This window comes from Chryseobacterium ginsenosidimutans (assembly GCF_024807225.1).
In the GTDB taxonomy this organism is placed as follows: Bacteria; Bacteroidota; Bacteroidia; order Flavobacteriales; family Weeksellaceae; genus Chryseobacterium; species Chryseobacterium ginsenosidimutans.
Window position 1 is genome coordinate 682,130 of sequence record NZ_JANUCO010000001.1, and the last position, 25,061, is coordinate 707,190.

The 25,061-nt window shown below is 37.5% G+C and carries 16 protein-coding genes and 1 pseudogene; all 17 read right to left on the bottom strand.

Translation table 11 applies throughout. The features are described 5' to 3' along the window. Positions 1-159: 159 nt before the first annotated feature. The 17 genes and pseudogenes from nadC to J3D55_RS03455 all read right to left on the bottom strand — a co-directional run bounded on the left by nadC (position 160) and on the right by J3D55_RS03455 (position 25,014). Positions 160-1,020, bottom strand: coding sequence for a carboxylating nicotinate-nucleotide diphosphorylase (gene nadC, locus J3D55_RS03375; RefSeq protein WP_259127968.1), 861 nt, complete (start codon positions 1,018-1,020; stop codon positions 160-162). A 10-nt stretch (positions 1,021-1,030) separates the two neighbouring features. Further along, a complete protein-coding gene (locus tag J3D55_RS03380) occupies positions 1,031-1,666 on the bottom strand; it encodes a hypothetical protein (protein WP_259127969.1) in 636 nt (211 codons plus the stop codon). Positions 1,667-1,679: 13 nt separating this feature from the next. After that, positions 1,680-3,252: pseudogene (nadB, locus tag J3D55_RS03385) on the bottom strand (L-aspartate oxidase). A 30-nt stretch (positions 3,253-3,282) separates the two neighbouring features. After that, complete coding sequence (locus J3D55_RS03390; RefSeq protein WP_259127970.1) at positions 3,283-3,909, bottom strand: NAD(P)H-dependent oxidoreductase; 627 nt, start codon at positions 3,907-3,909, stop codon at positions 3,283-3,285. Between the two features lie 127 nt (positions 3,910-4,036). Next, the gene (locus tag J3D55_RS03395; protein WP_259127971.1) at positions 4,037-5,929 is read right to left on the bottom strand and encodes an FIDD domain-containing protein; all 1,893 of its coding nucleotides are present in this window, start codon (positions 5,927-5,929) and stop codon (positions 4,037-4,039) included. 258 nt (positions 5,930-6,187) lie between these two features. Next, positions 6,188-8,452, bottom strand: coding sequence for an FIDD domain-containing protein (locus J3D55_RS03400; RefSeq protein WP_259127972.1), 2,265 nt, complete (start codon positions 8,450-8,452; stop codon positions 6,188-6,190). 498 nt (positions 8,453-8,950) lie between these two features. Further along, positions 8,951-10,945, bottom strand: coding sequence for an FIDD domain-containing protein (locus tag J3D55_RS03405; protein ID WP_259127973.1), 1,995 nt, complete (start codon positions 10,943-10,945; stop codon positions 8,951-8,953). A 245-nt stretch (positions 10,946-11,190) separates the two neighbouring features. Further along, complete coding sequence (locus tag J3D55_RS22265; RefSeq protein WP_510185687.1) at positions 11,191-12,480, bottom strand: FIDD domain-containing protein; 1,290 nt, start codon at positions 12,478-12,480, stop codon at positions 11,191-11,193. Further along, positions 12,446-13,453 carry an L-type lectin family protein gene (locus J3D55_RS03415; protein WP_259127974.1) on the bottom strand — a complete coding sequence of 336 codons (1,008 nt, stop codon included), beginning with the start codon at positions 13,451-13,453 and terminating at the stop codon, positions 12,446-12,448. The genes J3D55_RS22265 and J3D55_RS03415 overlap by 35 nt, the downstream gene beginning before the upstream one ends. A 191-nt stretch (positions 13,454-13,644) precedes the next feature. Beyond that, positions 13,645-15,900 (bottom strand): FIDD domain-containing protein, encoded by a 2,256-nt coding sequence (locus J3D55_RS03420; RefSeq protein ID WP_259127975.1) that lies wholly within the window; start codon positions 15,898-15,900, stop codon positions 13,645-13,647. Positions 15,901-16,064: 164 nt separating this feature from the next. Beyond that, the gene (gene rnhA, locus J3D55_RS03425; RefSeq protein WP_259127976.1) at positions 16,065-16,541 is read right to left on the bottom strand and encodes a ribonuclease HI; all 477 of its coding nucleotides are present in this window, start codon (positions 16,539-16,541) and stop codon (positions 16,065-16,067) included. 34 nt (positions 16,542-16,575) lie between these two features. Continuing rightward, the gene (gene dnaB, locus J3D55_RS03430) at positions 16,576-18,168 is read right to left on the bottom strand and encodes a replicative DNA helicase (protein WP_259127977.1); all 1,593 of its coding nucleotides are present in this window, start codon (positions 18,166-18,168) and stop codon (positions 16,576-16,578) included. A 139-nt stretch (positions 18,169-18,307) separates the two neighbouring features. Next, positions 18,308-20,320, bottom strand: coding sequence for an FIDD domain-containing protein (locus J3D55_RS03435; RefSeq protein WP_259127979.1), 2,013 nt, complete (start codon positions 20,318-20,320; stop codon positions 18,308-18,310). Positions 20,321-20,511: 191 nt separating this feature from the next. After that, positions 20,512-22,581 carry an FIDD domain-containing protein gene (locus tag J3D55_RS03440; protein WP_259127980.1) on the bottom strand — a complete coding sequence of 690 codons (2,070 nt, stop codon included), beginning with the start codon at positions 22,579-22,581 and terminating at the stop codon, positions 20,512-20,514. Positions 22,582-22,615: 34 nt separating this feature from the next. Next, positions 22,616-23,230: a tetratricopeptide repeat protein gene (locus tag J3D55_RS03445; RefSeq protein WP_259127981.1), complete on the bottom strand. Its 615-nt coding sequence runs from the start codon at positions 23,228-23,230 to the stop codon at positions 22,616-22,618. A gap of 90 nt (positions 23,231-23,320) precedes the next feature. Beyond that, complete coding sequence (locus tag J3D55_RS03450) at positions 23,321-24,556, bottom strand: MFS transporter (RefSeq protein ID WP_259127983.1); 1,236 nt, start codon at positions 24,554-24,556, stop codon at positions 23,321-23,323. A 92-nt stretch (positions 24,557-24,648) separates the two neighbouring features. Then, positions 24,649-25,014, bottom strand: a complete 366-nt coding sequence (locus J3D55_RS03455) for a hypothetical protein (RefSeq protein ID WP_259127984.1) — start codon at positions 25,012-25,014, stop codon at positions 24,649-24,651. Between the last annotated feature and the right edge of the window lie 47 nt (positions 25,015-25,061).

A 25,061-nucleotide genomic window follows, 5' to 3' on the forward strand; every position in this document is an offset into this window, starting at 1 on the left:
CTTTAACTAATATTAACTATATGTTAATTTTTAATGGATCTTAATAAGGGTTATTTTTTTGATTTACAATGCATTAAATAATAATTAACTTTTCATATGAAAAAAATCACATTATTGAATTTTTAACAAATAGGCTTCATTTTTATTAAAAATTCAACGCTATTTCACTGCTTTGAGACTCAGATCCATATTTTCTGCAGAATGGGTAAGTGCTCCCGCAGAGATGTAGGTAACGCCTGTAGAAGCGATTTCTTTGAGCTGTTCGCGGGTAATTCCGCCGGATGCTTCGGTTTCACAAGCGCCATTAATTAGTTTAACCGCTTGTTTCATCGTTTTTACATCCATATTATCAAGCATGATTCTGTCCACTTTTTCTTTGATGGCTTCCTGTACTTCTTCAAGGTTTCTGGTTTCAACCTCTATTTTTAACTTCTTTTTATTTTTTTTAACATAATCTTTAGCCATTTTTACAGCATTCGTAATGCTTCCGTTGTAATCAATATGGTTATCTTTCAGCATGATCATGTCATAAAGTCCGTATCTGTGATTGGTTCCGCCGCCGATTGCTACTGCCCATTTTTCACAAACCCTGAAGTTGGGAGTCGTTTTTCTGGTATCTAAAAGTTTAGTTTTAGTTCCTATTAATCTTGAATCCCAGTCATGAGTAAGCGTTGCGATTCCGCTCATTCTTTGCATACAGTTTAAAACCAATCTTTCCGTTGAGAGGATTGATCTTGCGCTTCCCGTTACAATAAAAGCAACGTCGCCAACTTTCACAGCGTCACCATCTTTTACAAAGGTTTCAACTCTTAAGTTTTTATCAAAAGTTTTAAAAATAATTTCAGCCAATTCAACTCCGGCAAGAATGCAATCTTGCTTCACCAAAAGTTTTGCGCTTTGCTCCAAGTCTTTCGGAATTGTAGAAAGGGTAGAATGGTCGCCATCCTGAATGTCTTCCTCCAAAGCATTTTTAATGAATTGTTTTAAAACTTTATCTGTAACGTATGCGGGTCTTTTCATATTTTTAATTTTAGTAATAAAATGAAGATCTTTTTCCGAACAATAGATCATGAATCACAAAAAGTAGCAGAACTTCGTTCTCCCGTGCGTTTATTTTTTCAAAATCTATATTGTCTTTTATTTTTATATTATTTTGATTTATTCCCTCAAATTCCAACACTTGTTTTTCGTTTCGCCCTTGAGGTACGATTTTATAACTCCATTTAAATGTTGTCCAATCATATTCTTGAGTGTAATAAATGATTTTATTATTGTCAAACTGTAAAATTGGGTATTGATTATTATTGATATAATATAACGTTAGATGTAACTTGTTGTCTTTAATGATGTTATTTAAATCAAATTTTAAACTTCCATAATAATCTGGCTTTCCTAAGCCGTTAATATTACATAAAAGGTTTAATACTAAAGGATATTTTGATAATGGAACTAAGATTTTCTTCATTATTGTAATTCCATATAATCCACAAATTGCAGCTATAAGAATTAATCCCATCATAATAATCCCATCAAAAGTATTATTAGCTTTAAAATCTCCGCCTGAAAAAAAATACATCAACATGGCACCACAGATCAATGAAATTATTATTCTTGAATAGAATAAAATATTGACTGTTGTAAGAATATTTAAATTCAGAGTTTTCATTAATTAAATGAAATTATACCAAATCCTTATTATAAAACGCTCCTTTATTCTCCGTCATTTCCATAGATTGGGTAATGATGAGGTGGGCAACGGTTGTTAGATTTCTTAATTCCGATAACTGCGGCGAAAGAATAGAGTAGTGGTAAATTTCGTTCACGGCAGCGGCGATTTCCTGATGTTTTTGTAATGCCATACTCAGACGGCGGTTGCTTCTTACAATTCCTACAAGATCGCTCATCATTTCCTGAAGCTGTTTTCTTAGATAAGAAACGATCACCATTTCGTCCATGATTTTCATACCTTCTTCATTCCATTCCGGAACGGCTTTTAGATCGTCGAAGTTGAAATTATTTTCATTTAAAAGATCAACGGTTTTCATAGCAGCATTATGTCCGAAAACCAAACCTTCCAACAAAGAATTTGAAGCCAGTCTGTTCGCTCCGTGAAGTCCGGAATTGGTACATTCTCCCACGGCAAAAAGGTTTCTGATAGAAGATTGTCCGTCTGTGTCAACTTCAATTCCGCCCATTAAATAATGACAAGCAGGAACTACAGGAATTAGTTGCGTGAAAGGATCGATTCCTTCGTCTTTGCATTTTTTATAAATATTAGGGAAATGTTCCAGGAATTTTTCATGATTCATTTCCTTGCAATCTAAACCGACATATTCGTCTCCGGTGATCTTCATTTCGGCATCAATCGCTCTTGCAACGATGTCTCTTGAAGCCAATTCTTCACGCTCATCATATTTATGCATGAATTTTTCACCTTTTTTTGTTCTTAATCTTGCACCATCTCCACGTACGGCTTCGGAAATTAAAAACAGCATACCATCCATTTTACTGTATAAAGCGGTCGGGTGAAACTGGTAATACTGCATATTGGAAACATTTCCTTTTGCTCTTGCTACAAAAGCGATTCCGTCTCCTGTTGCAATTGTAGGATTGGTGGTGTTTTTGTAAACGTGACCAGCTCCTCCTGTCGCAACTAATGTTATTTTTGAAGTGATTTTTTTAATCGTTTTAGACTTTTCATCCAAAATATAGGCGCCGTAACAATGGATGTCGCCTTCGTTCAGTTTCTTTTCCCGGAACATGGTGTTGCGTAATGATATCGATAACGTAATGATGGTCGAGAATCTCAATATTCGGGCTGCTTTTGGCGGTTTGTAATAAAGCTCTTTCGATCTCAAAACCTGTAATATCTTTATGATGAACAATTCTGTTTTCGGTATGACCGCCTTCTCTGCCTAAAGCAAATTCGCCGTTTTTCATATCGAAATTTGCTCCCCATTCTACAATTTCTCTGAATCTTTTTGGGGCTTCCGTAACGACCATTTCTACAACATCGCGTTTGTTTTCTCCGTCTCCGGCACGCATCGTATCTTCAATATGTTTATTGAAATTATCGTTTTTAGAATCTGTAACTACCGCAAGACCGCCTTGTGCATATTTGGTGTTGCTTTCGTCTTCGTCAGATTTTGTTACGATGATTATTTTGGCATCAGGAAGCTGCTCAGAAACTTTTATGGCGTAGGAAAGTCCCGAAATACCGGAACCGATTACTAATACATCCGCTTTTATCATATCCTTAGTTTAAGACAATCGTCTAAATAATTAAATAAATTTAAACAATTTTTCGTTTGGTTTTCTTACTTTTTTCATGTGTTGGAAATGATCTTCCTCCGAACGGTAGCCTAAAGCGAGACTTACAGTTACTTTTTCGGTCTCAGGATTTATATCTAAAATCTGTTCGATAAGATCCTGACGGAAGCCTTCCATAGGGCAAGTGTCTACATTTTCAAGAGCTGCGGCGTACATAAAATTCGCCAAAACGATGTAAGACTGCTTTTCTGCCCAATTGAAAATTTCATCTTGGGTTTTTTGATTAATATGTTGATTGATGCTGTTTTTAAAAAGATCGAGTTTTTCCATCGGAGTTTCCCGAACGTCTGAAATATGTCTGAAATATCCGTTGATATAGCTTTCATCAACTGTTTTTTTAGAAATAATAACAAGCAAATGAGAGCATGTGGAAATCTGTGACGGATTATAAAAGGCAGGAATTAATTTTTGCTTCATTTCCTCACTTTCCACCACGAGAATTTTGTAAGGCTGAAGACCAAGAGAGCTTGCCGATAATTTTCCCGATTCAAGAATATTGTGTAATGTCTCCTGAGGAATAATTTCGTGATTAAATTTTTTTACAGAATATCGTCTGCTCAAAGCCTCTAAATAATTCATATGACAAATTTAAGAATTGAATATGAATTAAATAAGCTTAAGACCAAATATCTCGTTCTAAATTAGGGCTAAAAAAGATCACTTCAGGTTTTGAAGTGATCTGTTATGGGTTATATATAAATTTTCATTACTTTCTATTTTTTACAAGAATCCACCCTGAATATTTAATTGGCGTGTTTTTCTTGTTATTTTCGTTCCAAGAAACAGAAAACCAGTAGCTTCCGGTCGGGACTTTTCTTCCGCCTACAGTTCCGTTCCATCTGTATTTATTGGATTGATTTGCCTGATGGATTTTTGCGCCATATCTGTCGAATACATCGAACACAAGATTTTGTTTTCCTCCCAATGCGGAATAATCGATAAAATCGTTGATTCCATCTCCATTTGGCGTAATTACGTTGATGAGATTAGGAACTACGATGTTAATGACGATCGGTTCACAGTCATAATCATCTTTCACATAGATTTTTGTGTCTCCTCTCGCTACATTTTTAAATTCGTTGGAATCCTGCCAATGAATTCCGTTCATTGAATATTGATAAGCCGGAGTTCCGCCCACGACATTTACTGTAACTACATTGTTTGAAATATCAATACTTGAAATCACAGGCTGTTCTGAAGCATAGACTTTTACATTTTGAGTGACAAAGCATTCTCCGGTTTTGAGTTTTACCCAATATGTTCCGACTCCTACATTGTCAATTGATTGGGTGGTGTCGCCTGTACTCCATTGATAAGATGCAAATCCGGGACCTGCATCTAAGGTTGTCTTATCTTCGATACAGATAATTTTATCTTCCAGAATATTAGAAAAAACCTGTGAAATCACCTGTAAAGTAACTTCAGCAATATCAAAACATCCGAAACCATTGCTTACTCTAATGTAAGCTACTCCTGTCGGTGCAATATAATTAATGGGATCCGGAATGGCATTGGTTTGATTTTCAGCATCCGTTAAAGAAGGGTAATATTCTTTGGTAATTCCCGGTAATGTGGCTATTACCGAAGCTGTTGTAAGGTCGAAAAGTCCTGTGGAAGGTTTTGTTTCAATAGCACAAGATCTTAAAGAAGCGTCCATGGTTGTGACTGATGGGGCAACTCTTAAAGTGATCGTAGCATCATTATTGTCACATAAAATCTTCGAAGGATCTTTGATGACAACAGAAATATTGGTGTTGGCGTTGTATTGAAAATTGGTAGGATTGGGAATCGGTGTTCCGCTTCCTGTAATGTAGTATGTGAAGTCGTAACTGGTGGAAGTTGCCGTCAATTGGGGATTAAACGATGTTAAATCAACCGTAGCGAATCCTGTATAATTGGGGCAGATATCTTCTGTAATCGCGCCCTGTAATAATTGAATTTTATCTACGTATACTTTTACATTTTTAATAGAATGTCGGGAATTTGCTCCTCCTGTAGAAGCCGAAAACCCGAAATATCCTACTGTGATTGCGGCGGCAGCGGCTCCTGCTGGTGCAAAAGACTGGTCGCAGATCAGTGTCCCGTCGAGGGTTATTTTTATAATCCAGTTGGCGGGAGCTGCAGGATCTACTTCTGCTGTTACTTCAACATGTTTATAGGTGGGTCCTTGAAAAGGTTGGGTAGCATTAAGATCCGGAGAGTGAAAAGAACTCCCCGGAACATTGAAGAATTCTACATTGTTGGTGTCGGTTGTATTGGGAATCTGTCCGTAAGCAACGTGTACTTTACTCATTCCTGAGGTTGATGTCATATTATTATAAGAATCAAAAGCTACAACCAGCCCGATGGCGTTCTGAGAAATACCGATTCCTGCACCTTGTACACTTGTAAGTGGTGGATTTTGGAGATACCAAAAGGCGATTCCGTCACCGTTGTAGTTTTGGAAGGAATCCATTCTAAAATCAAATTCTATTCTCCATTTATCGCAAAATTTTAGGTTGATAGGTTCATTCAGGCGGATTGCTCCGGCGGTGTCATTGATATCCGGAGTCAGCTGAATAAAATCTCCACCTGCTCCGAGAACTGTAGGATCAACCATCGTCCATCCTGTCGTGTTGATAGGAAACTCCTGTAAGTTGGTAGGTTTGCGAATAAAATCTGTTTGAAAGAAAAAGTAAAATAATGAAACATAGAGAGGGGAAATTTTTTTGCATAATAAATAGTTTATGGTTTAATAAAAATATTTAATGTATCGTTCAGGCAGATTATTGATTCGAAGAGAAGACCTCGAGTTGAGTCTCGGGGAACATTTAGAAATCAAAAATTGAATGCAATACATCCTGATTTCCGTAATCGACTAAATCCTTTTTATAATTTTCAACAATACCCAGCCGTTGTAGGTTGTAAGAGTGCTTTCTTTGTTGTTTTCATTCCACGTGATGGTGTACCAGTACGTTGCTGTCACTACTTTTTTTCCACCTGCTGTTCCGTTCCATTTGTAATTTCTTAGCTTGTTGGCTTCGTACAGTTTGTTTCCATAACGGTCGTAGATGGTGAAAACTAAGTTTTTCTTGTATGCCAAAGCGGTATAATCGATCACATCATTCAGATTATCTCCGTTTGGAGTGATGGCGTTGATCAAATTCGGCACTGTAATTTGAACATGAATTGGTGTACAATCGTAAGAATCTTTTACATAAACCACAACTTCACCTCTTGCAAGTCCTGTGAAAATATTAGAATCTTGCCAGTTTATTCCATCCAGAGAGTATTGATAAGGTCCTTTTCCTCCGATTACATTTACCTTAATTGTATTATTTGTGATGTCGATACTCGAAATTACAGGTTGAGGTGCAGCATTCACTTTTACAATCTGCATGGTGGTACATTTTCCTGTTTTCAATTGCACCCAATAAAGCCCCGGAGAAACATTCTGGATCGACTGTGTTGTCGCTCCCGTGTTCCATAAGTATGAATCAAATCCGGCTCCAGCGTCAAGATTGGTTGTATCATCGATACAGATCGTTTCGTCTTTTAATAGAGAAGAATAAATTGGTGGTAAAAGTTTTAGATTTATTTTAACAATAACAAAACAAGTGGCAACGTTTGTGATTTTTACATACACTGTTGATGAGGTCGAGATATAAGCTGTCGGATTTAAAATCTCATTCGTTCCCGCCAAAGCATCGGCTTGAGTTTTATAGTATTGTTTGGTAATCGCCGGTGCCGAAGTTACGTTCGCTTGAGTTAAATCAAATGAAGCGGTTGTAGGATCACTATCGATAAAGCAAGATTCTATTGTTGCATCATTCGATACGATTGCAGGGAAATATGCTAAAGTGATCTCTGTAGAACCAGTACATCCAAGTGGAGTGGTTACTTTTACATAAATTGTTGTTGCTGCTGAAACATAGGCGGTAGGATTCAAGATCTCATTGGTTCCCGCATTAAGATCTGCTAAAGTTTTATAGTACTGTTTCAAAGAACCCGGTGGTTCGTTTACGTTAGCAAGACTCAGGTTAAAAGTTGCTGTTCCCACATTGTTATTGTCACATTCGGTAAGTGTTGCAGGAGATGCGGTAAATTCAGAAATGTTCAGTTGTATTTGTCCATCCGGATTATCACAAAGCACTCCGGAATTATCTTTAATTAACATTGAAACCGTTGTATCTGCACCAAACTGATAGTTCGTAGGATTCGTAATCGGAGTTCCGGTAACACTGTAGGTGAATGTATAGTTTGCAGGATTTGCAATAAATTGGTTCTCATAACTGGTTAAGTCTGCTATTGCCTGTCCGGTCGTAGGATTCGGGCAGTAATCATCTGTTATGGTATTCTGGTTGATCGCTACTTTATCTACATAAATTTTTACGTTTTTAATAGAATGTCTGGATCTTGAACCTCCTGTAGAAGATGAAAACCCGAAATATCCGGCAGTTATTCCTGCTGCTGCACCTGAAGGAGCAAAAGACTGGTTGAATATTTGAGTGCCGTCAATTGTCATTTTTATGATCCAGCTTGTGGGAGCTGCGGGATCTACTTCTGCCGTTACTTCTACATGTTTGTAGGTTGGCCCCTGAAACGGTTGTGTTAAATCAAGATTCGGAGAGTGAAAAGAACTTCCCGGAACATTGTAGGCTTCTACAGTGTTGTTTTCGGTTGTGTTGGCAACCTCTCCATAAGCAACGTGTACTAAACTCACACTTGGTCTTTCTATAGCATTGAAGTAAGTGTCGAGAGCTACAATTAAGCCGACTGCATTTTGCGAAACACCGATTCCTGCGCCCAAAACGCTTGTAAGTGGTGGGTTTTGGAGATACCAGAAAGCGATTCCGTCGCCATTATTGGTATCGTTAGAATCCATCATGAAATCGTATTCCACTTTCCACCTATCGCAGTATTTTAGGTTAATGGGGTCATTTAGTCTGATAGATCCGGCGATTTCATTCACATCCGGAGTCAGTTGAATGAAGTCGTTTCCCGTTCCCAATACTGCAGAACCAGCCATCGTCCATCCGGCTGTGTTTATAGGAGTTCCTGTTAGCTGATAAGTTTGCGAGTAGAGTCTGGCTGGTAGAGAAAGTAGAATAATAAGATATAGAAAAAGATAAATGTTTCGCATAAGAAGAAGTTTGTAATTTGAGAATTTTTAAATATAATTAATTTATACGATCTCAAATGATGTGTTTTTTGCGATTATCTTAATAATTTAGTATTTAATTATGATTTTAGTAATGTCTAAAGATGTTTAATGAGCTGTCATTCGGATAAATTATTCGTTGCACACGAAGGGATAGTGCTATCGATTTTTAATGCTCCCAAATAGGGATAAGGAAATAATATGAAATATCTATCTTTTAAGAGATTGATAGTTTATCACTGTAAAAGATGAAGTATTTTTAATTTTTAATAAATTTTTAGTTGAAATAATGTTATTCCGTTAATAAAAATCAAAATATGATTTTGGTTAAATAAAACATGACTTTTTTGTGTTTTAATCCGTTGAAAATAAGTTTATTAAATGAGTCTGTTTAGAAGTTCTCGATCCGATTTTAAGGCAAGTAAAAAGATCACTCCAAAACTGGAGTGATCTTTTTATTGATGAAAAAATGTAATAAAATTAGTCTCTATTTTTCACAAGAATCCACCCTGAGTATTTAATTGGGGTATTTTTCTTATCATTTTCGTTCCAAGAAACGGAGAACCAGTAGCTTCCTGTGGAGATTTTTCTACCGCCAACAGTTCCGTCCCATTTGTATTTGTTGGATTGGTCTGCCTGATGGATTTTAGCTCCGTATCTGTCGAATATATTAAACACAAGATTCTGTTTTCCTGCAAGTGCGGAATAATCGATCACATCATTGATTCCGTCACCGTTTGGCGTGATCACGTTGATCAAATTCGGAACGATCACAGTAATGATGATCGGTTCGCAGTCGTAATCGTCCTTCAGATATATTTTTGAGTCTCCTCTCGGTACGTCTTTAAATTCGTTTGAATCCTGCCAATGAACTCCATCCATCGAATACTGGTAAGCCGGAGTTCCGCCTACAGCATGCACTGTGATGGTGTTGTTTGAAATATCAATACTTGAAATCACAGGTTGCTCTGAAGCATACACTTTTACGTTTTGAGTCACAACGCATTCTCCGGTTTTAAGTTTTACCCAATAGGTTCCGACTCCTACATTGTTGATTGCCTGTGTTGTAGCACCTGTGCTCCATTGGTAAGTTGTAAATCCGGGACCTGCATCTAAGGTTGTTTTATCTTCAATACAGATAATTTTATCTTCCAGAATATTAGAAAAAACCTGTGAAATCACCTGTAAAGTAACTTCAGCAATATCAAAACATCCGAAGGTATTGCTTACTCTGATGTAAACTACTCCCGTTGGTGCAATATAATTAGCAGGATCTGCAATGGCATTGGTTTGATTCTGAGCATCCGTTAAAGAAGGATAATATTCTTTGGTAACTCCTGCTGTGCCGATTACCGAAGCTGTTGTCAGGTTAAATAATCCTGTCGAAGGCTTTGTTTCAATAGGGCAAGACCTTAAAGAAGCATCTGTGGTTGTGACTGTCGGAGCAACTTTTAAAGTAATGGTAGCATCATTGTTATCGCACAATACCTGCGTCGGATCTTTGATGATTACCGAAACCGTTGTATCGGTAGTGTATTGATAGTTAGTAGGATTGGTAATCGGAGCACCTCCTGTAAAGTACGTAAAGTTATAATTGGTTGGAGTTGCCGTCAGTTGAGAATTTAATAAAGTTAAATCCACTGTAGCCATTCCCGTAAGATCTGGACAGATATTTTTTGTAATCGCACCCTGTAATAATGGGATTTTATCTACAAAAACTTTTACATTTTTAATGGAATGTCTTGATCTTGCTCCTCCTGTGGAAGCTGAAAATCCAAAATATCCTACTGTCATTGCCGCTGCTGCGCCTGAAGGAGCAAAAGACTGGTTGCAGATCAAAGCGCCGTCGAGAGTGATTTTGATGATCCAGTTTGCGGGAGCTGCAGGATCTACTTCCGCTGTTACTTCAACGTGTTTGTAGGTCGTTCCCTGAAAAGGATGGGCAACATTGATATCCGGAGAGTGGAAAGAGCTTCCCGGAACATTGAAGAATTCTACGTTGTTGGTATCGGTGGTGTTGGCAATTTGCCCGTAACCGACATGCACTTTACTCATTCCAGAGCTTCCTGAGGCGTTGTTGTAAGAGTCAAAACCTACAACTAAACCGATTGCATTTTGGGAAACACCGATTCCTGAACCCAAAACACTTGCAATGGGTGGATTTTGAAGGTACCAAAAAGCGATTCCGTCACCGTTATAGGTTTGGTTGGAATCCATTCTAAAGTCGAATTCTACTCTCCATTTGTCGCAATATTTTAGGTTGATGGGTTCATTCAGACGAATCGATCCGGAATTATCGTTAACATCCGGAGTCAATTGAATAAAATCTCCACCTGTTCCCACGACTGTAGGACCCACCATCGTCCAACCCGTCGTGTTGATGGGAACTCCTGTAAGCTGATAAGTTTGTGAATAAAATCGAGTCGAGAGAGAGAGTAAAATAATGAAAAATAGAAAGGGGTAGTTTTTTTTCATATAAATAAGTTTGTTAGTTTAAGAATTTGTAAATATAATTAATTATGTTGTTTTATATAATGTTATTTTGATGATTATTTTGTTAATTTATTAATTAAGGTTTGATTGTGTGCAAAAATGTTTAATGAGATATTGTTCGGACAAGCTATTGATTTAAACCAAGAATTATTCTTCTTAATTTTAAATAAAAAAAGATCACTCCAAAACTTGAAGTGATCTTTTTTTTATGATGAATGGTTATTAAATTAATCTCTGTTTTTCACAAGAATCCAGCCTGAATACTTGATTGGTGTATTCTTTTTGTCATTTTCATTCCATGAAACAGAATACCAGTAACTTCCTGTAGGAACTTTTCGTCCACCTACTGTTCCGTCCCATTTGTATCTGTTTGCTTTATCAGCTTGATGAATTTTTGCTCCGTATCTATCGAATATGTTAAATACAAGATTTTGTTTACCTGCAAGAGCCGAATAATCAATGACGTCATTAATTCCGTCTCCGTTTGGCGTGATCACGTTAATTAAGTTCGGAACTACGATGGTAATGTTGATCGGGTCGCAATCGTAAGCATCTTTTACGAAAATGTGGTTATCACCTCTTGGAACATTCGTGAATACATTAGAATCTTGCCAGTTGATTCCATCCATTGAATATTTGTAAGGTGCAGCTCCTCCATTTACATACACTGTAACGCTTGTGCTTGAAATATCAACAGTTGTAATTACAGGTTGCTCGGAAGGATAAACTTTTACATTTTGTCTTACGGTACAATCTCCAGTTTTAAGATCTACCCAATACGTTCCAACAGTTACATTGCTAATGGTTTGAGTCGTTGCTCCGGTGCTCCATTTATAAGCTGTAAATCCAGGACCTGCATCCAAAACTGTAGTGTCTTCCATACAGATTATTTTGTCTTCGAGAATATTTGAATATACCGGTGGAATTACAATTAAAATCACTTTAGCAATCGCATAACATCCGTTTCCGTTAGTCACTTTAATGAAGATAACTCCGTTTGGAGAAGTGTAGGTAAGTGGTGTTACAATTTCATTAGTTCCGTTTTGTGCATCAGCCAAGGAAGGATAATATTTTTTAGTTCCCGCTTGTGTTGTTACGGTCGCTAACGTAAGATTGAACAGCCCTGTTGAAGGTTTTGCTGCAATTGAACAAGTTCTCAAAGTAGCTTCCTGTACTTCTACAACCGGAAATAAAGCCAATGTAATTTGCGCAACATCCGTACAGCCTAATGGAGTTGTCACCTGAGCAAAAATGGTTGCTGCCGGAGAAAGATAAGCTGAAGGATTTGTAATAGGATTGGTATGATTATTAAGATCAAACATTGTATTATAGAATACCGATGTGCTCCCTGGAACTGAAGATAATGCCGCAGCAGTAAGATCGAATATCGCTCCTCCTGCATTGTTATTATTACAGCCTGTCAAAGTTACATCACTCGCTGCGAAAGGAGTTGGCGTTAATACAATTTTTCCGTCTCCGTTGTCACAAAGTGTAGATGATGGATCTTTTACAATCACTGTAACATTGGTCGTGCCCGTTGTGTATTGATAATTGGTAGGGTTGGTAATTGGAGTTTCCTCCCGGTCCAAGATAAGTGAAAACATAGTTTGCCGGATTCGTCACAAATTGGTTTTGGAAAGATGTCAAATCTACTGTTCCGTTTCCTGTAGCAGGATTTACACACACAAAAGGAGTAACTGTATTCGTTAAAATTGGAACTTTATCAATATAGATTTTAGCATTTTTAATAGAATGTCTCGCACTAGCTCCACCTGTTGCAGCAGAGAATCCGAAATATCCTGTAGTCATCCCGACTGCTCCTCCTGAAGCAGTAAATGCTTGATCTACAAGTAACACGCCGTCTAATTGGATTTTAATATGCCAGATATTTGTATTCACAGGATCCATCTCGCCGTTTACGATGACATGCTTGTAATTTGCTCCTACGAATGGTTGTGTAGGATTCAGATCCGCGGTGTGGTATGTGCTTCCTGCAGTCGTATTATATTCAATATTGTTGTTTCCGACAGGTAAATTATTGGTTCCGTATAGAACGTGGATTTTACTCATCTGTCCTTCCGTGCTGTTGTTGAAAATGTCGAAACCAACCATCAATCCATTTGCGTTAGCCGGTATACCAAGACCACCTCCACTGGTAAATCCGGTTGGCGGATTGCTCAAATACCAAAAGGTGAAGCCATCACCTCTTCCAAATTGTGTTGTTCCGTTTCCGTCGATTCTGAAATCGAATTCCACTTTCCATTTATCACAATATTTAAGGTTAATCGGGGTTGATAATTTTACAACTCCAAATTGGTTTCCGATATCTTGGGTAAGCTGTATAAAATCCCCACTTACTGAGGCATTGGAGACAAGATCCCATCCTGTGATATTTACAGGATTTCCTGTAAGCTGATAGGTTTGTGCGGAAAGTTTTCCTGTAAGACAAATGAAAATGATAGAAAAATAATAAAGGAGTAATTTTTTCATTTAAGTGAGCTGGTTAAGTTTATTAATGTTTGATATTCAAGGATTTAATTTTTAATTTATAACTGAATGCTACTTTATTTATAAATCAAAAATCGAATGCAATACATTCTAATTTGCGTAATCGATTGAATCTTTTTTATAAAGAAATAAAAAAAGACCACTCCCTGATTGAAGTGATCTTTTATTGTAAATTATTCGAAATTTTTAACCAATACCCAGCCGTTGTAAGTTGTCTGAGTGTTGTTTTTGTCGTTTTCGTTCCAAGTGATCGTGTACCAGTATGTTCCGGTAACTACTTTTTTGCCACCTGCAGTTCCGTCCCATTTGTAGTTTCTTAGCTTGTTGGCTTCGTACAATTTGTTTCCATATCGGTCGTAGATGGTGAAAACTAAATTCTTCTTGTATGCCAAAGCAGTATAATCAATCACATCATTCACATTATCTCCGTTTGGAGTAATGGCGTTGATCAAATTCGGAACCGTGATCTGTACGTGCATTGGGGTACAGTTGTAAGAATCTTTTACATACACTACAACTTCACCTCTTGCAAGACCTGTGAATACATTAGAATCTTGCCAGTTTACACCATCTAAAGAGTATTGGAAAGGTGCTTTTCCTCCGGCTACGTTTACCGTAATGGTATTATTTGTAATATCAATGCTTGAAATTACAGGTTGAGGCGCCGGATTCACTTTTACAAGCTGCATCGTTGTACATCTTCCTGATTTCAGTTGTACCCAGTAAAGACCCGGAGAAACATTTTGGATCGCCTGTGTTGTTGCACCTGTGCTCCATAAGTACGTGTCAAATCCTACTCCTGCATCAAGAGTGGTTTTAGCATCAATACAGATGGTTTTATCTTTTAAAACAGAAGAATAAATCGGCGGTAAAACTTTCAGATTTATTTTAACAATGATAAAACAAGTAGCAACATTTGTAATTCTTACATACACTGTTGATGATGTTGTAATATAAGCTGTCGTTGGTCCGATCGGGTTGGTTCCCGCTAAAGCATCAGCTAAAGTTTTATAGTATATTTTAGTAATACCCGGCGCAGAAGTTACATTGGCCTGCGTTAAATCAAATGAAGCTGTTGTAGGAGCACTTTCGATAAAACAAGACTCTATTGTTGCGTCATTCGATACGATTGCAGGGAAGAATGCTAATGTAATAGGAGCAGAACCTTGACATCCAAGAGGTGTGGTTACCTTTACATACACTGTTGTCGGTGCTGAAAGATAAGTCGCAAAATTAGAGATCTCGTTCGTTCCCGCATTAAGATCTGCTAAAGTTTTATAATACTTTTTCGCAGAACCCGGTGGTTCGTTTACGTTGGCAAGAGTCAGGTTGAAAGTTGCAGTTCCTGCATTGTTATTGTTACATTCAGTAAGCGTTGCGGGAATTGCTGTAAACGGAGAAAGATTCAATTGTATTTTTCCGTCCGGATTATCACAGAGCACTCCTGCATTATCTTTAATTAAGACAGAAACCGTCGTATTTGCAGCAAATTGATAACTAGCAGGATTCGCAATCGGGGTTCCGGCAACGCTATATGAGAAGGTATAGTTTGCAGGAGTCGTTACGAATTGATTTTGATACGTTGTTAAATTAACTGTTCCCTGTCCTGTAGAAGGATTCGGGCAGAAAGTATCGGTTACGGTAGCTTGAGTTAAAGCAACTTTATCTACATAAACTTTTACATTTTTAATAGAATGTCTCGATCTGTTTCCACCTGTAGAAGCTGAAAAACCGAAATATCCCACTGTCATTGCAGCTGCAGCACCTGCAGGCGCAAAAGCCTGATTACAGATTTGAGTACCGTCGATTGTAATTTTTATCATCCAGTTTTGAGTACCCGGAACGACTTGTGACGTTACTTCAACGTGTTTGTAAGTAGTTCCCTGGAAAGGCAACGTTGTATTCATATCAGGAGAGTGGAAAGAACTTCCTGCAGTATTGAAAAACTCTACGTTGTTGCTGTCTGTTGTATTGGCAATTTGCCCATAACCGACATGCACTTTACTCATTACGGCTGTAGTCGTGTTGTTGTAAGTATCAAATCCTACAACGAGACCGATTGCATTCTGGGAAACACCAAGACCTGAACCTAATACACTTGCAATTGGTGGATTTTGAAGATACCAAAAGGCGATTCCGTCTCCGTTAGCTGTTTGGTTGGAATCCATTCTGAAATCGAATTCCACTTTCCATTTATCGCAGTATTTTAAGTTAATGGGGTCATTAAGTCTGATAGATCCTGATTGGTTGTTGGTATCCGGAGTTAGCTGAATGAAGTCGCCTCCTGTTCCTACTACGGTAGGTGAAACCATTGTCCATCCTGTGGTAGTTATTGGGGTTCCTGTAAGTTGGTAAGTTTGAGAAGTAAGATGTTGTGAAAAAAACAGCAAAATACCTACAAACCAAAAAAGGTAGTTTTTTTTATTCATTTATTGGTACACTTAAAATTAGACGTGTCAAAGATATTAAATCCCAATCAATAAATATATATTTAATGTTAATTTTGCTGAAATTGATGGCTATTACGTAAGAAATGATAAGTTAAAAGACGAAATACTGAAAACTTTTTATAGAGGTTTGGTCTTGTTATAAATTAGAATAAAGAATTGTTTTCAAGACTTTCGAAATAAGAGTCTATTTCTAAATTACCTGATGCAGCGGCAGTTACGGCGAGTTTGTCGCAGAGTTCGTTCTCAAAATGTCCTGCATGACCTTTAATCCAGTGCATTTTAGGCTTATGTAAATTGTATAAAACCGCGAATTTTTGCCAAAGATCAGGGTTCTTCACATTTTTCCAGCTTCTTTTGATCCAGCCGGCCAACCAGTTCTGATTAATGGCATCTGCAACATATTTGCTGTCCGTAAAAACATGAATGTCGTTGTCCGGAGATTTCAACTTTTCCAATGCGGTGATGACAGCCAGAAGTTCCATTCTGTTGTTGGTGGTTTTTCTGAAACCTTTGGAGAAAGTTTTCTGGTAGCTTTTTTCGGGAACGCGCATAAGAATTCCATATCCGCCTTTTCCGGGATTTCCGCTGCAAGCGCCGTCGGTGTATATTTCTATTCTCAAATTTCTATTTAAAATTAAATTTTAACCTAAAAAATTAAAAAGGAAAATCATCCTCATCATCAAAATCATTCATCGAAGAACCCGAAAGTTTCGAGCTGTCAGGAAGATCAAATGCTGCACCCGGCTGAATCGTAGTTTTAATTTTATCAAAACCACTTTGCTCTGTTTTCCCGAAATTAGAAGGATATCCTGCATCCATACTTCCGTTTAACGCTGCTTCCACATTGTCAAATTTTGCGAAATGCTTTAAGAAAGACAATCTCACATCGGCGGTGGCACCGTTTCTGTGTTTTGCGATAATTAATTCTGCCTGATTTTCGGTTGTCGTTTCCTGTCCTTCTTCATCGTTGTCCCAAACGGTAATTTTATAGTATTCGGGTCTGAAGATGAAAGATACAATATCCGCATCCTGCTCGATCGCTCCGGATTCCCTCAAATCTGAAAGCTGAGGTCTTTTTCCAGGACGTGTTTCCACACTTCTTGAAAGCTGAGAAAGTGCAATTACCGGAACGTTCAATTCTTTTGCAATCGCTTTTAATGAACGCGAAATCATGGAAATTTCCTGTTCACGGTTTCCTCCGCCTTTTCCGCCACTACCGGCTGTCATCAGCTGAAGATAATCGACCATGATCAGTCTTACGCCATGCTGCATTACCAGTCTTCGGCATTTTGCACGGAAGTCGAAAATAGAAAGGGAAGGGGTTTCGTCAATATATAAAGGAGCGTTTTCCAATTCTGAGACGTTGGAGAACAGTCTTTGCCATTCTTCATCGTCCAATGTTCCTTTTCTTAATTTTTCTGATGAAATTCTTGTTTCGGAAGCAATCATCCTCGTGATCAACTGTACCGAAGCCATCTCCAGTGAGAATAAAGCCATCGGGATTTTGTGACCCACTGCAATATTTCTAGCCATCGAAAGCAGAAACGCGGTTTTCCCCATCGCCGGACGTGCCGCGATAATAATAAGGTCGGAGTTTTGCCATCCTCCGGTTTCTTTATCCACATCTCGGAATCCTGAAGGTACTCCGGAAAGTCCTTCTTTATCCTTCAAAGATTTGATGGTTTCGATTGCTTGTTTTACTAATGAATTTGCCGTGTCGAATCCTTTTTTAATGGTTCCGTTGGTGATTTCAAAAAATGACTGTTCAGCTTTATCTAAAAGCTCGAAAACGTCTGTTGATTCTTTATACGAAGCATCAATTACGTTTGCGGAAACATTAATTAAGCTTCTTAAAATGTATTTTTCTAAAATAACACGAACGTGATATTCAATGTGGGCAGATGAACTTACCCCCATTGTTAAATCAATAATATAATGATCGCCACCTGCCTGATTCAGTTTATCTTCCTTTTTCAGTGCCTGAATAATGGTCATTAAATCGACAGGCTGATTGCCTTCGTATAATTTTAAAATGGCTGTAAAAATTACCTGATGTCTCGGATCGTAAAAAACTTCAGGTGTTAGTAAGTCGATAGAATGATCAAGTCCTTTTTTATCAATTAAAAATGTACCAATAACCAGTCTCTCAAAATCAAGTGCATTTGGAGGCATTTTTCCATCAGCAATAGAGAGTTCTTTCGCAAAGTTTCCGTTCGTCAAAGAAGATAATGTTTCTTTCTGCGCCATAATGGTGCAAAGATAGTTTATTTGAAAAAAAAATTACTAACATTTTACTCCCAAAACTCGCAAAGCCTCTGATACAGGCATAAAAAAATCACCTCAAATTTTGAGGTGATTTTAAGTGTTTGATAATTAATTGTTTTAATTATTCTATGTTCTTAACCAATATCCAACCGCTGTATTTTGTCTGGGTATTGTTTTTGTCATTTTCAGTCCATGAGATGGTGTACCAGTAAGTTCCTGTTTTGATTTTCTTACCACCTGAAGTTCCGTCCCATGTGAAGTTTCTGATTTTATCAGCCTGATACATCATATTTCCGTATCTGTCGTAAACCGTAAATATCAGATTTTTCTTATAAGCCAACGCTGAATAATCAACATAGTCATTTTTATTATCTCCGTTTGGCGTAATCGCGTTCAGAAGATTCGGAACCGTTACCTGAACTTCGATAGGATTACAATCATATGCATCTTTTACATATACTTTGTTTTCTCCTCTAGGAAGACCTGTAAATACGTTAGAATCTTGCCAAGTAATTCCGTCTAATGAATATTTGTAAGGAGCTTTTCCTCCATTTACAGTTACTGTAAACGAATCGTTGGTGATTTCAATATTCGTAATTACCGGTTGTGCAGACGCATTAACGTGTACTTCCTGTAAAGTAAAACATTTTCCTGTTTTAAGCTTCACCCAATAAGCACCTGCTCCAACATTTGAAATAGATTGAGTTGTAGCTCCTGTGCTCCATTCGTAACCGTCGAATCCTGGTCCTGCATCTAAAACAGTCGTGTCTTCCATACAGATAATTTTATCTTTCAGAACGTTAGATTTTACAGGAGGTAGAACTTTTAAGTTAATTTTTGCAATGGCAAAACAGTCGTTTTCGCTGGTTACTCTTGCGTAAACAGTAGTCGTAGCTGTAATATACGTATTTGCAGGTGAAATCTCATTAACTCCAGCTAAAGCATCAGCTTGAGTTTTGTAATATTTTTTAGTCATCCCACCTTGAGAATTCACTGTCGCAGTCGTAAGGTCGAATGAAGCTGTTGTAATTGCAGTTTCAATATAACAAGACTCAAGAGTTGCTTCTGTTACTACAACTACAGGGAAGAATTGTAAAGTAATCTCAGCGTCATCAGAACATCCGTCTGAAGTTGTTACTCTTACATATACTTTTTTCTCTCCGGATACATACGCTGAATAATTAGTAATCTCGTTTGTTCCAGCTAATAAATCTGCCATTGTAGGATAATATTTTTTGGTAATATTATTTCCTGAATACACAGTAGCCAATGTAAGATTGAATGTTGCAGTTCCTGCTCCGTTATTGTTACAAGCAGTAAGGCTTGCATCCGAAGCGGTGATATTTCCTGTTTTAAATTTGAATTTTCCAATCTGGAAACAACCGTTGATAGGGTTGGTTGCGTTTGCAGGATCTGTATATTTTAATCTGTAATAGTAAATGGTAGTTCCATTCACCATTATTGGTGTTGTAATAGGAGCGGTTCCTGTAATGGCATCATTACTCGTCAAGTGATATGATACTGTAAAGTTTGGATTACCATTGATGATTCCGGTAGATAATGTACTGAAATCAAACATTGTTGGTAATGAACATTTTAAAATTTCATTCGGATCAGCAGGATTCGCTGCAGGTGATCCTGGAGGGATAAATGGATGAGGGGTTAATGTAGGATCAGTGAATGCTGATGTTAAAGAGGCAGTTCCTCCCCATGTTAAAGAAAATCCTAATGTATTATGGCTATAGTTGTCTACCAATAATACATAAGTTTCTCCGGCATTTACGTTCATAGGAGCATTGTAACCTGCATTGGGAGCACTTGGCGGATTGGCGGATAATCCTGTAGGATTTGGCCATGCTCCTGTAGTTCCTGCAAAATTACATGTAACAGGTGTTCCTAAATTTCCACAAGTAGGACTCGGTCCCCAAACTGCCCAGTCGTAATCGGCAGAGTTTCCTGGAGCGTTCGGACCTGCAGCAATATTAACATTTGGAGTAATTTCAAAAGTTATTGTACCTGAAGTAGCTACAGTGAAAGTGTACCAAACAGAATAATGTTCTCCTCCTTTAAGGCAAAGCCAATCCGGCGCAGGATTAGGAATATCTACAACAGTTTCCGGGTCCTGTAGGGTCATAGGAAATATTTGAATTTCCACACACGGGAATTGCCGTAGCACAATCTGATTGTGAGAAGAACAATTGTGACAGAAATAAAATAGTCAACAGTAGTAATTTCTTCATTAGAAATGATTTTTAAAATATATTAAACGTTATTATGTGAAAAAAACCGCTTTTTTCGAGCGGTTTTTTTATAAATATTTGGTGATTATTCTCTATTTTTTACCATTACCCATCCTGAGAATTTGAATGGCGTATTTTTCTTGTCGTTTTCATTCCATTCTACAGAATACCAGTATGTTCCCGTAGGTACTTTTTTACCAGCTGTAGTTCCGTCCCATTTGAATCCGCTGAATTTATCAGCCTGACCAACTTTCACACCATATCTGTCAAAAATACTTAATACCAAGTTTTGTTTTCCTGCTAATGCTGAATAATCGATCACGTCGTTTACGCCGTCTCCGTTTGGAGTGATTACATTCACTAAGTTTGGAACGACTACCGTTACTGTAAGCGGATCACAGTCGTAATCATCTTTTACGAAAACTGTATTGTCGCCTCTTGGTACGTTGGTGAAGACATTAGAGTCTTGCCAGTTGATACCGTCTACTGAGTATTTGTAAGGAGCAGTTCCTCCTACTACATTTACAGTAACTGTATTGTTTGTAATGTCTATGCTTGAAATAACAGGCTGCTCCGAAGGATAAACTTTTACATTTTGTCTTGTCGTACAATTTCCTGTTTTAAGATCTACCCAGTAAGTTCCAACCGTTACGTTGCTTATTGTCTGAGTTGTTGCTCCTGTGCTCCATTTATAAGCTGTGAATCCTGGTCCTGCATCTAATGTTGTAGTGTCTTCCATACAGATGATTTTATCTTCCAATAGGTTAGAGTATACCGGTGGCAGAACGATTAGAATTACTTTTGCAACTCCATAACATCCGTTTCCATCGGTTACTTTAATGAAAACTACTCCGTTTGGAGAAATGTATGTATTTGGATTTGATATAGCATTAGTTCCATTTACAGCATCCGTCATAGATGGAAAATAAGTCTTAGTACCTGGTTGTGTTGTTACTGTAGCTAAAGTAAGGTCAAATGAAGCCGTAGCAGGATTTGTTTCAATGAAACAAGATCTTAGTGTAGCTTCTGTTACCACTACTACCGGGAAGAAGCTTAGTGTAATTTGTGCAACATCTGTACATCCGAATGGTGAAGTTACCAAAACAAAAACAGAACCACCGGCAGAAACATACTGATAAGGATTCGTGATTTCATTCGTACCCGCATTAAGATCAGCCAGTGTTGGATAATACTTTTTAGTTACGGTAGGATCTGCAATTACATTCGCCGTAGTCAAATCAAATATGGCGGTACCCATATTATTGTTATTACATTTCGTAAGTGTTACATCAGTCGCTGTAATGGCACGCTGGATAAATTTCAGATTACCCGGAATTCTACACCTGTTAATGGCACTCGCCGGTGCACCCGGAACAGAGTAGGTAATCGCGTAATAATATATATCTGTAGTATTTACGGTTATTGGAGCCGTTATTGGGTTGTTACCTGTAATCGCATCATTTGAGTTATAATAATAAGATACCGTAAAGTTTGGATTGTTATTTACAATTCCCGCAGTTAAACTTGTGAAATTAAAAACAGCCGGGTCTGTACAAACAATAACTTCTCTAGGAGAGTTTGCTGTCGGTCCGGGAGTTCCTGGCTCCATAAAAGGATATGGCTGGAAAGCACTGTTAAATGGTGAAACCAAAGTAGCAGTTCCTCCCCATGACAATATAAATCCATTAGCACTAGAAGAGAAGTTATCTACAAGTAGATAGTAGGTCTGCCCAGCCACTACATCCATATAAGAACAGAATGGAGGACCTCCTGCACCTTGAGTAGTAGCAGTTGATGTCATATCTAGTCCTGTAGGACCGTCTGCTGCAGAATAGTTACATCTGATAGGACCTCCTAAGTTACCACAGGCAACATTGGGACCATAAACTGCCCAGTCATAATCGTCTGTGAAATTGTTAGGATTGATATTAAATGTTAATGTTCCGGATGAAGCAATAGTAAATGTATACCAAATGGAGAAATGCTCTACACCCAGACATCCTCCTAACGTTTCAAGAACAGCTCCTGGTCCTGTAGGAGTAAAAGATATAGGTGTATTTCCGCAGACTTGAACATTTCCACCACAATCTGAACTCGATTGGGCGAAAATCATCTGAGATATAAAAATCAAAAAAATGTATAGAGTTTTTTTCATTTTGATCAATTTAAAGATGTTTTTAATCCGAAGATTAATTAGTTGATTGAATTAACTGTCTGCCCCAAGTTGGTACAGCGCTGCCTGAAGAATTGGTATTCTCAAATCCGGTTGATGCTTTCTTGTATAAAGTTTCAGCATTTTCTTTGTTTCCGGATCTTTCTTGTAGTTTAGCCTTTAGAATAGCTAATCTAGGATTGTTTGGCGCACTTGCTTCAGCTTTTGCTATCATTTGCGAAACAATATCCAAATCTTTTTGTACATCTTTAGATTCTTTGATCTCTATTTTCTGAAGATAGATCAGTCCTAGTAATATGTTCGTTTCGGCATTATTTTGCTGAGAATACGCTCCTTTAGCAAATTTTCCTGCAATGGCATTAGATCCTGCAATATCCTGATGTACCGTTTTCTTTAGTTGTTGCTCTGTCTTAAGATACATTGAAACAGCAGCATAATAATAAGCTTGCCACCTGTCAGATGTCTTTGTCTGAGTAAATTTAGAAAACTTGTTGAAAACGTTGTCGTAGTCGTTGTCTGTTTTAGCGGTATTTACCTGCAAAACAGATTGTTGAAAGTCTTTTTCCGTAAGATTTTGAGCATTGATACAAAAACCTAATACGGAAAACCAAATTAGTAGAGTTTTTTTCATGTAGGGGAAATTTTATAACACAAATATAAAAAATTATTAATCTTAATTTAAAGTTTTTAAGATTAATTTAATAAAAACGTGTATATTGTTTTAATATTGCATTTTTCTTAATTTAGGATTTGTACTTCCAACGACCAGTGCAACGAGCACCGTCATCGTTCCGCCAAAGATTACAGAGCGCACAACGCCGAGTAATTTTGCCGAAAGCCCGCTTTCAAATTGTCCCATTTCGTTACTCGACATAATGAAGATTGAGTTTACACTCAAAACCCTTCCTCTTATATGATCCGGAGTTTTCAGCTGAACAATTGTTCCTCTGATTACGACAGAAATTCCATCCAACATTCCACTTAAAACAAGGAAAAAGAATGAAACCCAATACCAAGTTGACAATCCGAAACCGATTATACAAAGTCCAAATCCTGTAACCACGGCAAGCAAAATCTTACCCTGATTTTTTCTTAACGGAATTATTGATAAAATCGTAATGATGCACATCGCTCCTATATCGGATGCGGCATTCAATAATCCGAAACCTTCTGCACCTACCTTTAGAATATCAGTTGCGTACACCGGAATCATCGCAACGGCACCTCCGAAAAGAACAGCAAACATATCCAAACACAGCGCACCCAAAATTTCTTTCGTTTTAAAAATGTAAGAAATTCCCTCACGCATACTATCTATAACGTTAACATTCTCTTTTTTGTATTCGGAATATTGTTTATTTAATTGAAAAAAGAATAGCGAAGCCAAAATTATTAGAGAAATAATAACAATTAATGTAAATTTAATTCCGACGAAACCGATCAAAAATCCGCCAATTGCATGTCCGCAAACAGAAGAAATAAGAAATGTTGCCTGGTTTAAAGTAACTGCGTTGGGAAGATTTTCTTTTTTTACAATTTTAGGAATCATCGACGGCACAATCGGTCCGATAAAAGCTCTCGCAATCCCAGTAAAGAAAATGACTCCGTAAATGAAGTAGGTGATTTGAAGTCCCGTAAAATGCAGTTCTACATTAAGGAAAGCAGGAATTAATAATAATCCGATTAAAAAAACGTAAGCGAAATTACAGATTAATAGTAATCTTTTCTTTTCAGTCGTATCAATGACGTGACCCGCATACAACGCACAGCTCACCGCCGGAATTACTTCCGAAAGCCCGATCAAACCGATAGAAAAAGGATCTTTTGTTAATTGATACACCCACCATCCCAATAAAGTAGCGAGCATTCTGAAAGCTAAAACAATAAAAAATCTTCCGGTAAGAAGATTTCTGAATTCGACATTTTGCAACGTCTGTAACGGGGTAAACGAAATCATCTACAAAAATAGCCTCAAATATTGATTTAAGGCTATTCATATTATATTTTTTTGAATGATAAATTAAATGGGTTCTAAAAGATAAAATCTATTTAGTTATCAGCTCTTGTAGAACTTAGAACCAATGCCGCAACTCCCGCAGCTCCGATTACAACGGCTCCTGCAGTGATTCTTGCTTTTCTTACATCTTTTACAGCAGCTACATTAGCTTTTGGTATCGTCACAACTGTACTGTCTTTTTTCCCGGCTGTACCGATTAGATTATCGCCATCAACATTACGGAATAACATTTTTTGTTTTTTTGAACCATCTTTCATTGTTACAGAATATATTTTTCCTGCTTCAAGATTAGAATAATCATTTTTTGCGGTATCCTCCGTGTATTTTGTAGTTGCACAAGATGAAACTACAAATAATGATGTCAATAAAGATGATTTTAGAAGTACAGATGCTTTCATTATTATTTTTTAGTTTTCCAAATTTATAATTTTTTTCGAATATACGT

Coding starts and splice junctions, on each gene's coding strand:
- nadC (WP_259127968.1), bottom strand. CDS start 1,020: ATGAAAAGACCCGCATACGTTACAGATAAAGTTTTAAAACAATTCATT.
- J3D55_RS03380 (WP_259127969.1), bottom strand. CDS start 1,666: ATGAAAACTCTGAATTTAAATATTCTTACAACAGTCAATATTTTATTC.
- J3D55_RS03390 (WP_259127970.1), bottom strand. CDS start 3,909: ATGAATTATTTAGAGGCTTTGAGCAGACGATATTCTGTAAAAAAATTT.
- J3D55_RS03395 (WP_259127971.1), bottom strand. CDS start 5,929: ATGGTTGATCCTACAGTTCTCGGAGCAGGTGGAGATTTTATTCAGCTG.
- J3D55_RS03400 (WP_259127972.1), bottom strand. CDS start 8,452: ATGCGAAACATTTATCTTTTTCTATATCTTATTATTCTACTTTCTCTA.
- J3D55_RS03405 (WP_259127973.1), bottom strand. CDS start 10,945: ATGAAAAAAAACTACCCCTTTCTATTTTTCATTATTTTACTCTCTCTC.
- J3D55_RS03415 (WP_259127974.1), bottom strand. CDS start 13,453: ATGAAAAAATTACTCCTTTATTATTTTTCTATCATTTTCATTTGTCTT.
- J3D55_RS03420 (WP_259127975.1), bottom strand. CDS start 15,900: ATGAATAAAAAAAACTACCTTTTTTGGTTTGTAGGTATTTTGCTGTTT.
- dnaB (WP_259127977.1), bottom strand. CDS start 18,168: ATGGCGCAGAAAGAAACATTATCTTCTTTGACGAACGGAAACTTTGCG.
- J3D55_RS03435 (WP_259127979.1), bottom strand. CDS start 20,320: ATGACCCTACAGGACCCGGAAACTGTTGTAGATATTCCTAATCCTGCG.
- J3D55_RS03440 (WP_259127980.1), bottom strand. CDS start 22,581: ATGAAAAAAACTCTATACATTTTTTTGATTTTTATATCTCAGATGATT.
- J3D55_RS03445 (WP_259127981.1), bottom strand. CDS start 23,230: ATGAAAAAAACTCTACTAATTTGGTTTTCCGTATTAGGTTTTTGTATC.
- J3D55_RS03450 (WP_259127983.1), bottom strand. CDS start 24,556: ATGATTTCGTTTACCCCGTTACAGACGTTGCAAAATGTCGAATTCAGA.
- J3D55_RS03455 (WP_259127984.1), bottom strand. CDS start 25,014: ATGAAAGCATCTGTACTTCTAAAATCATCTTTATTGACATCATTATTT.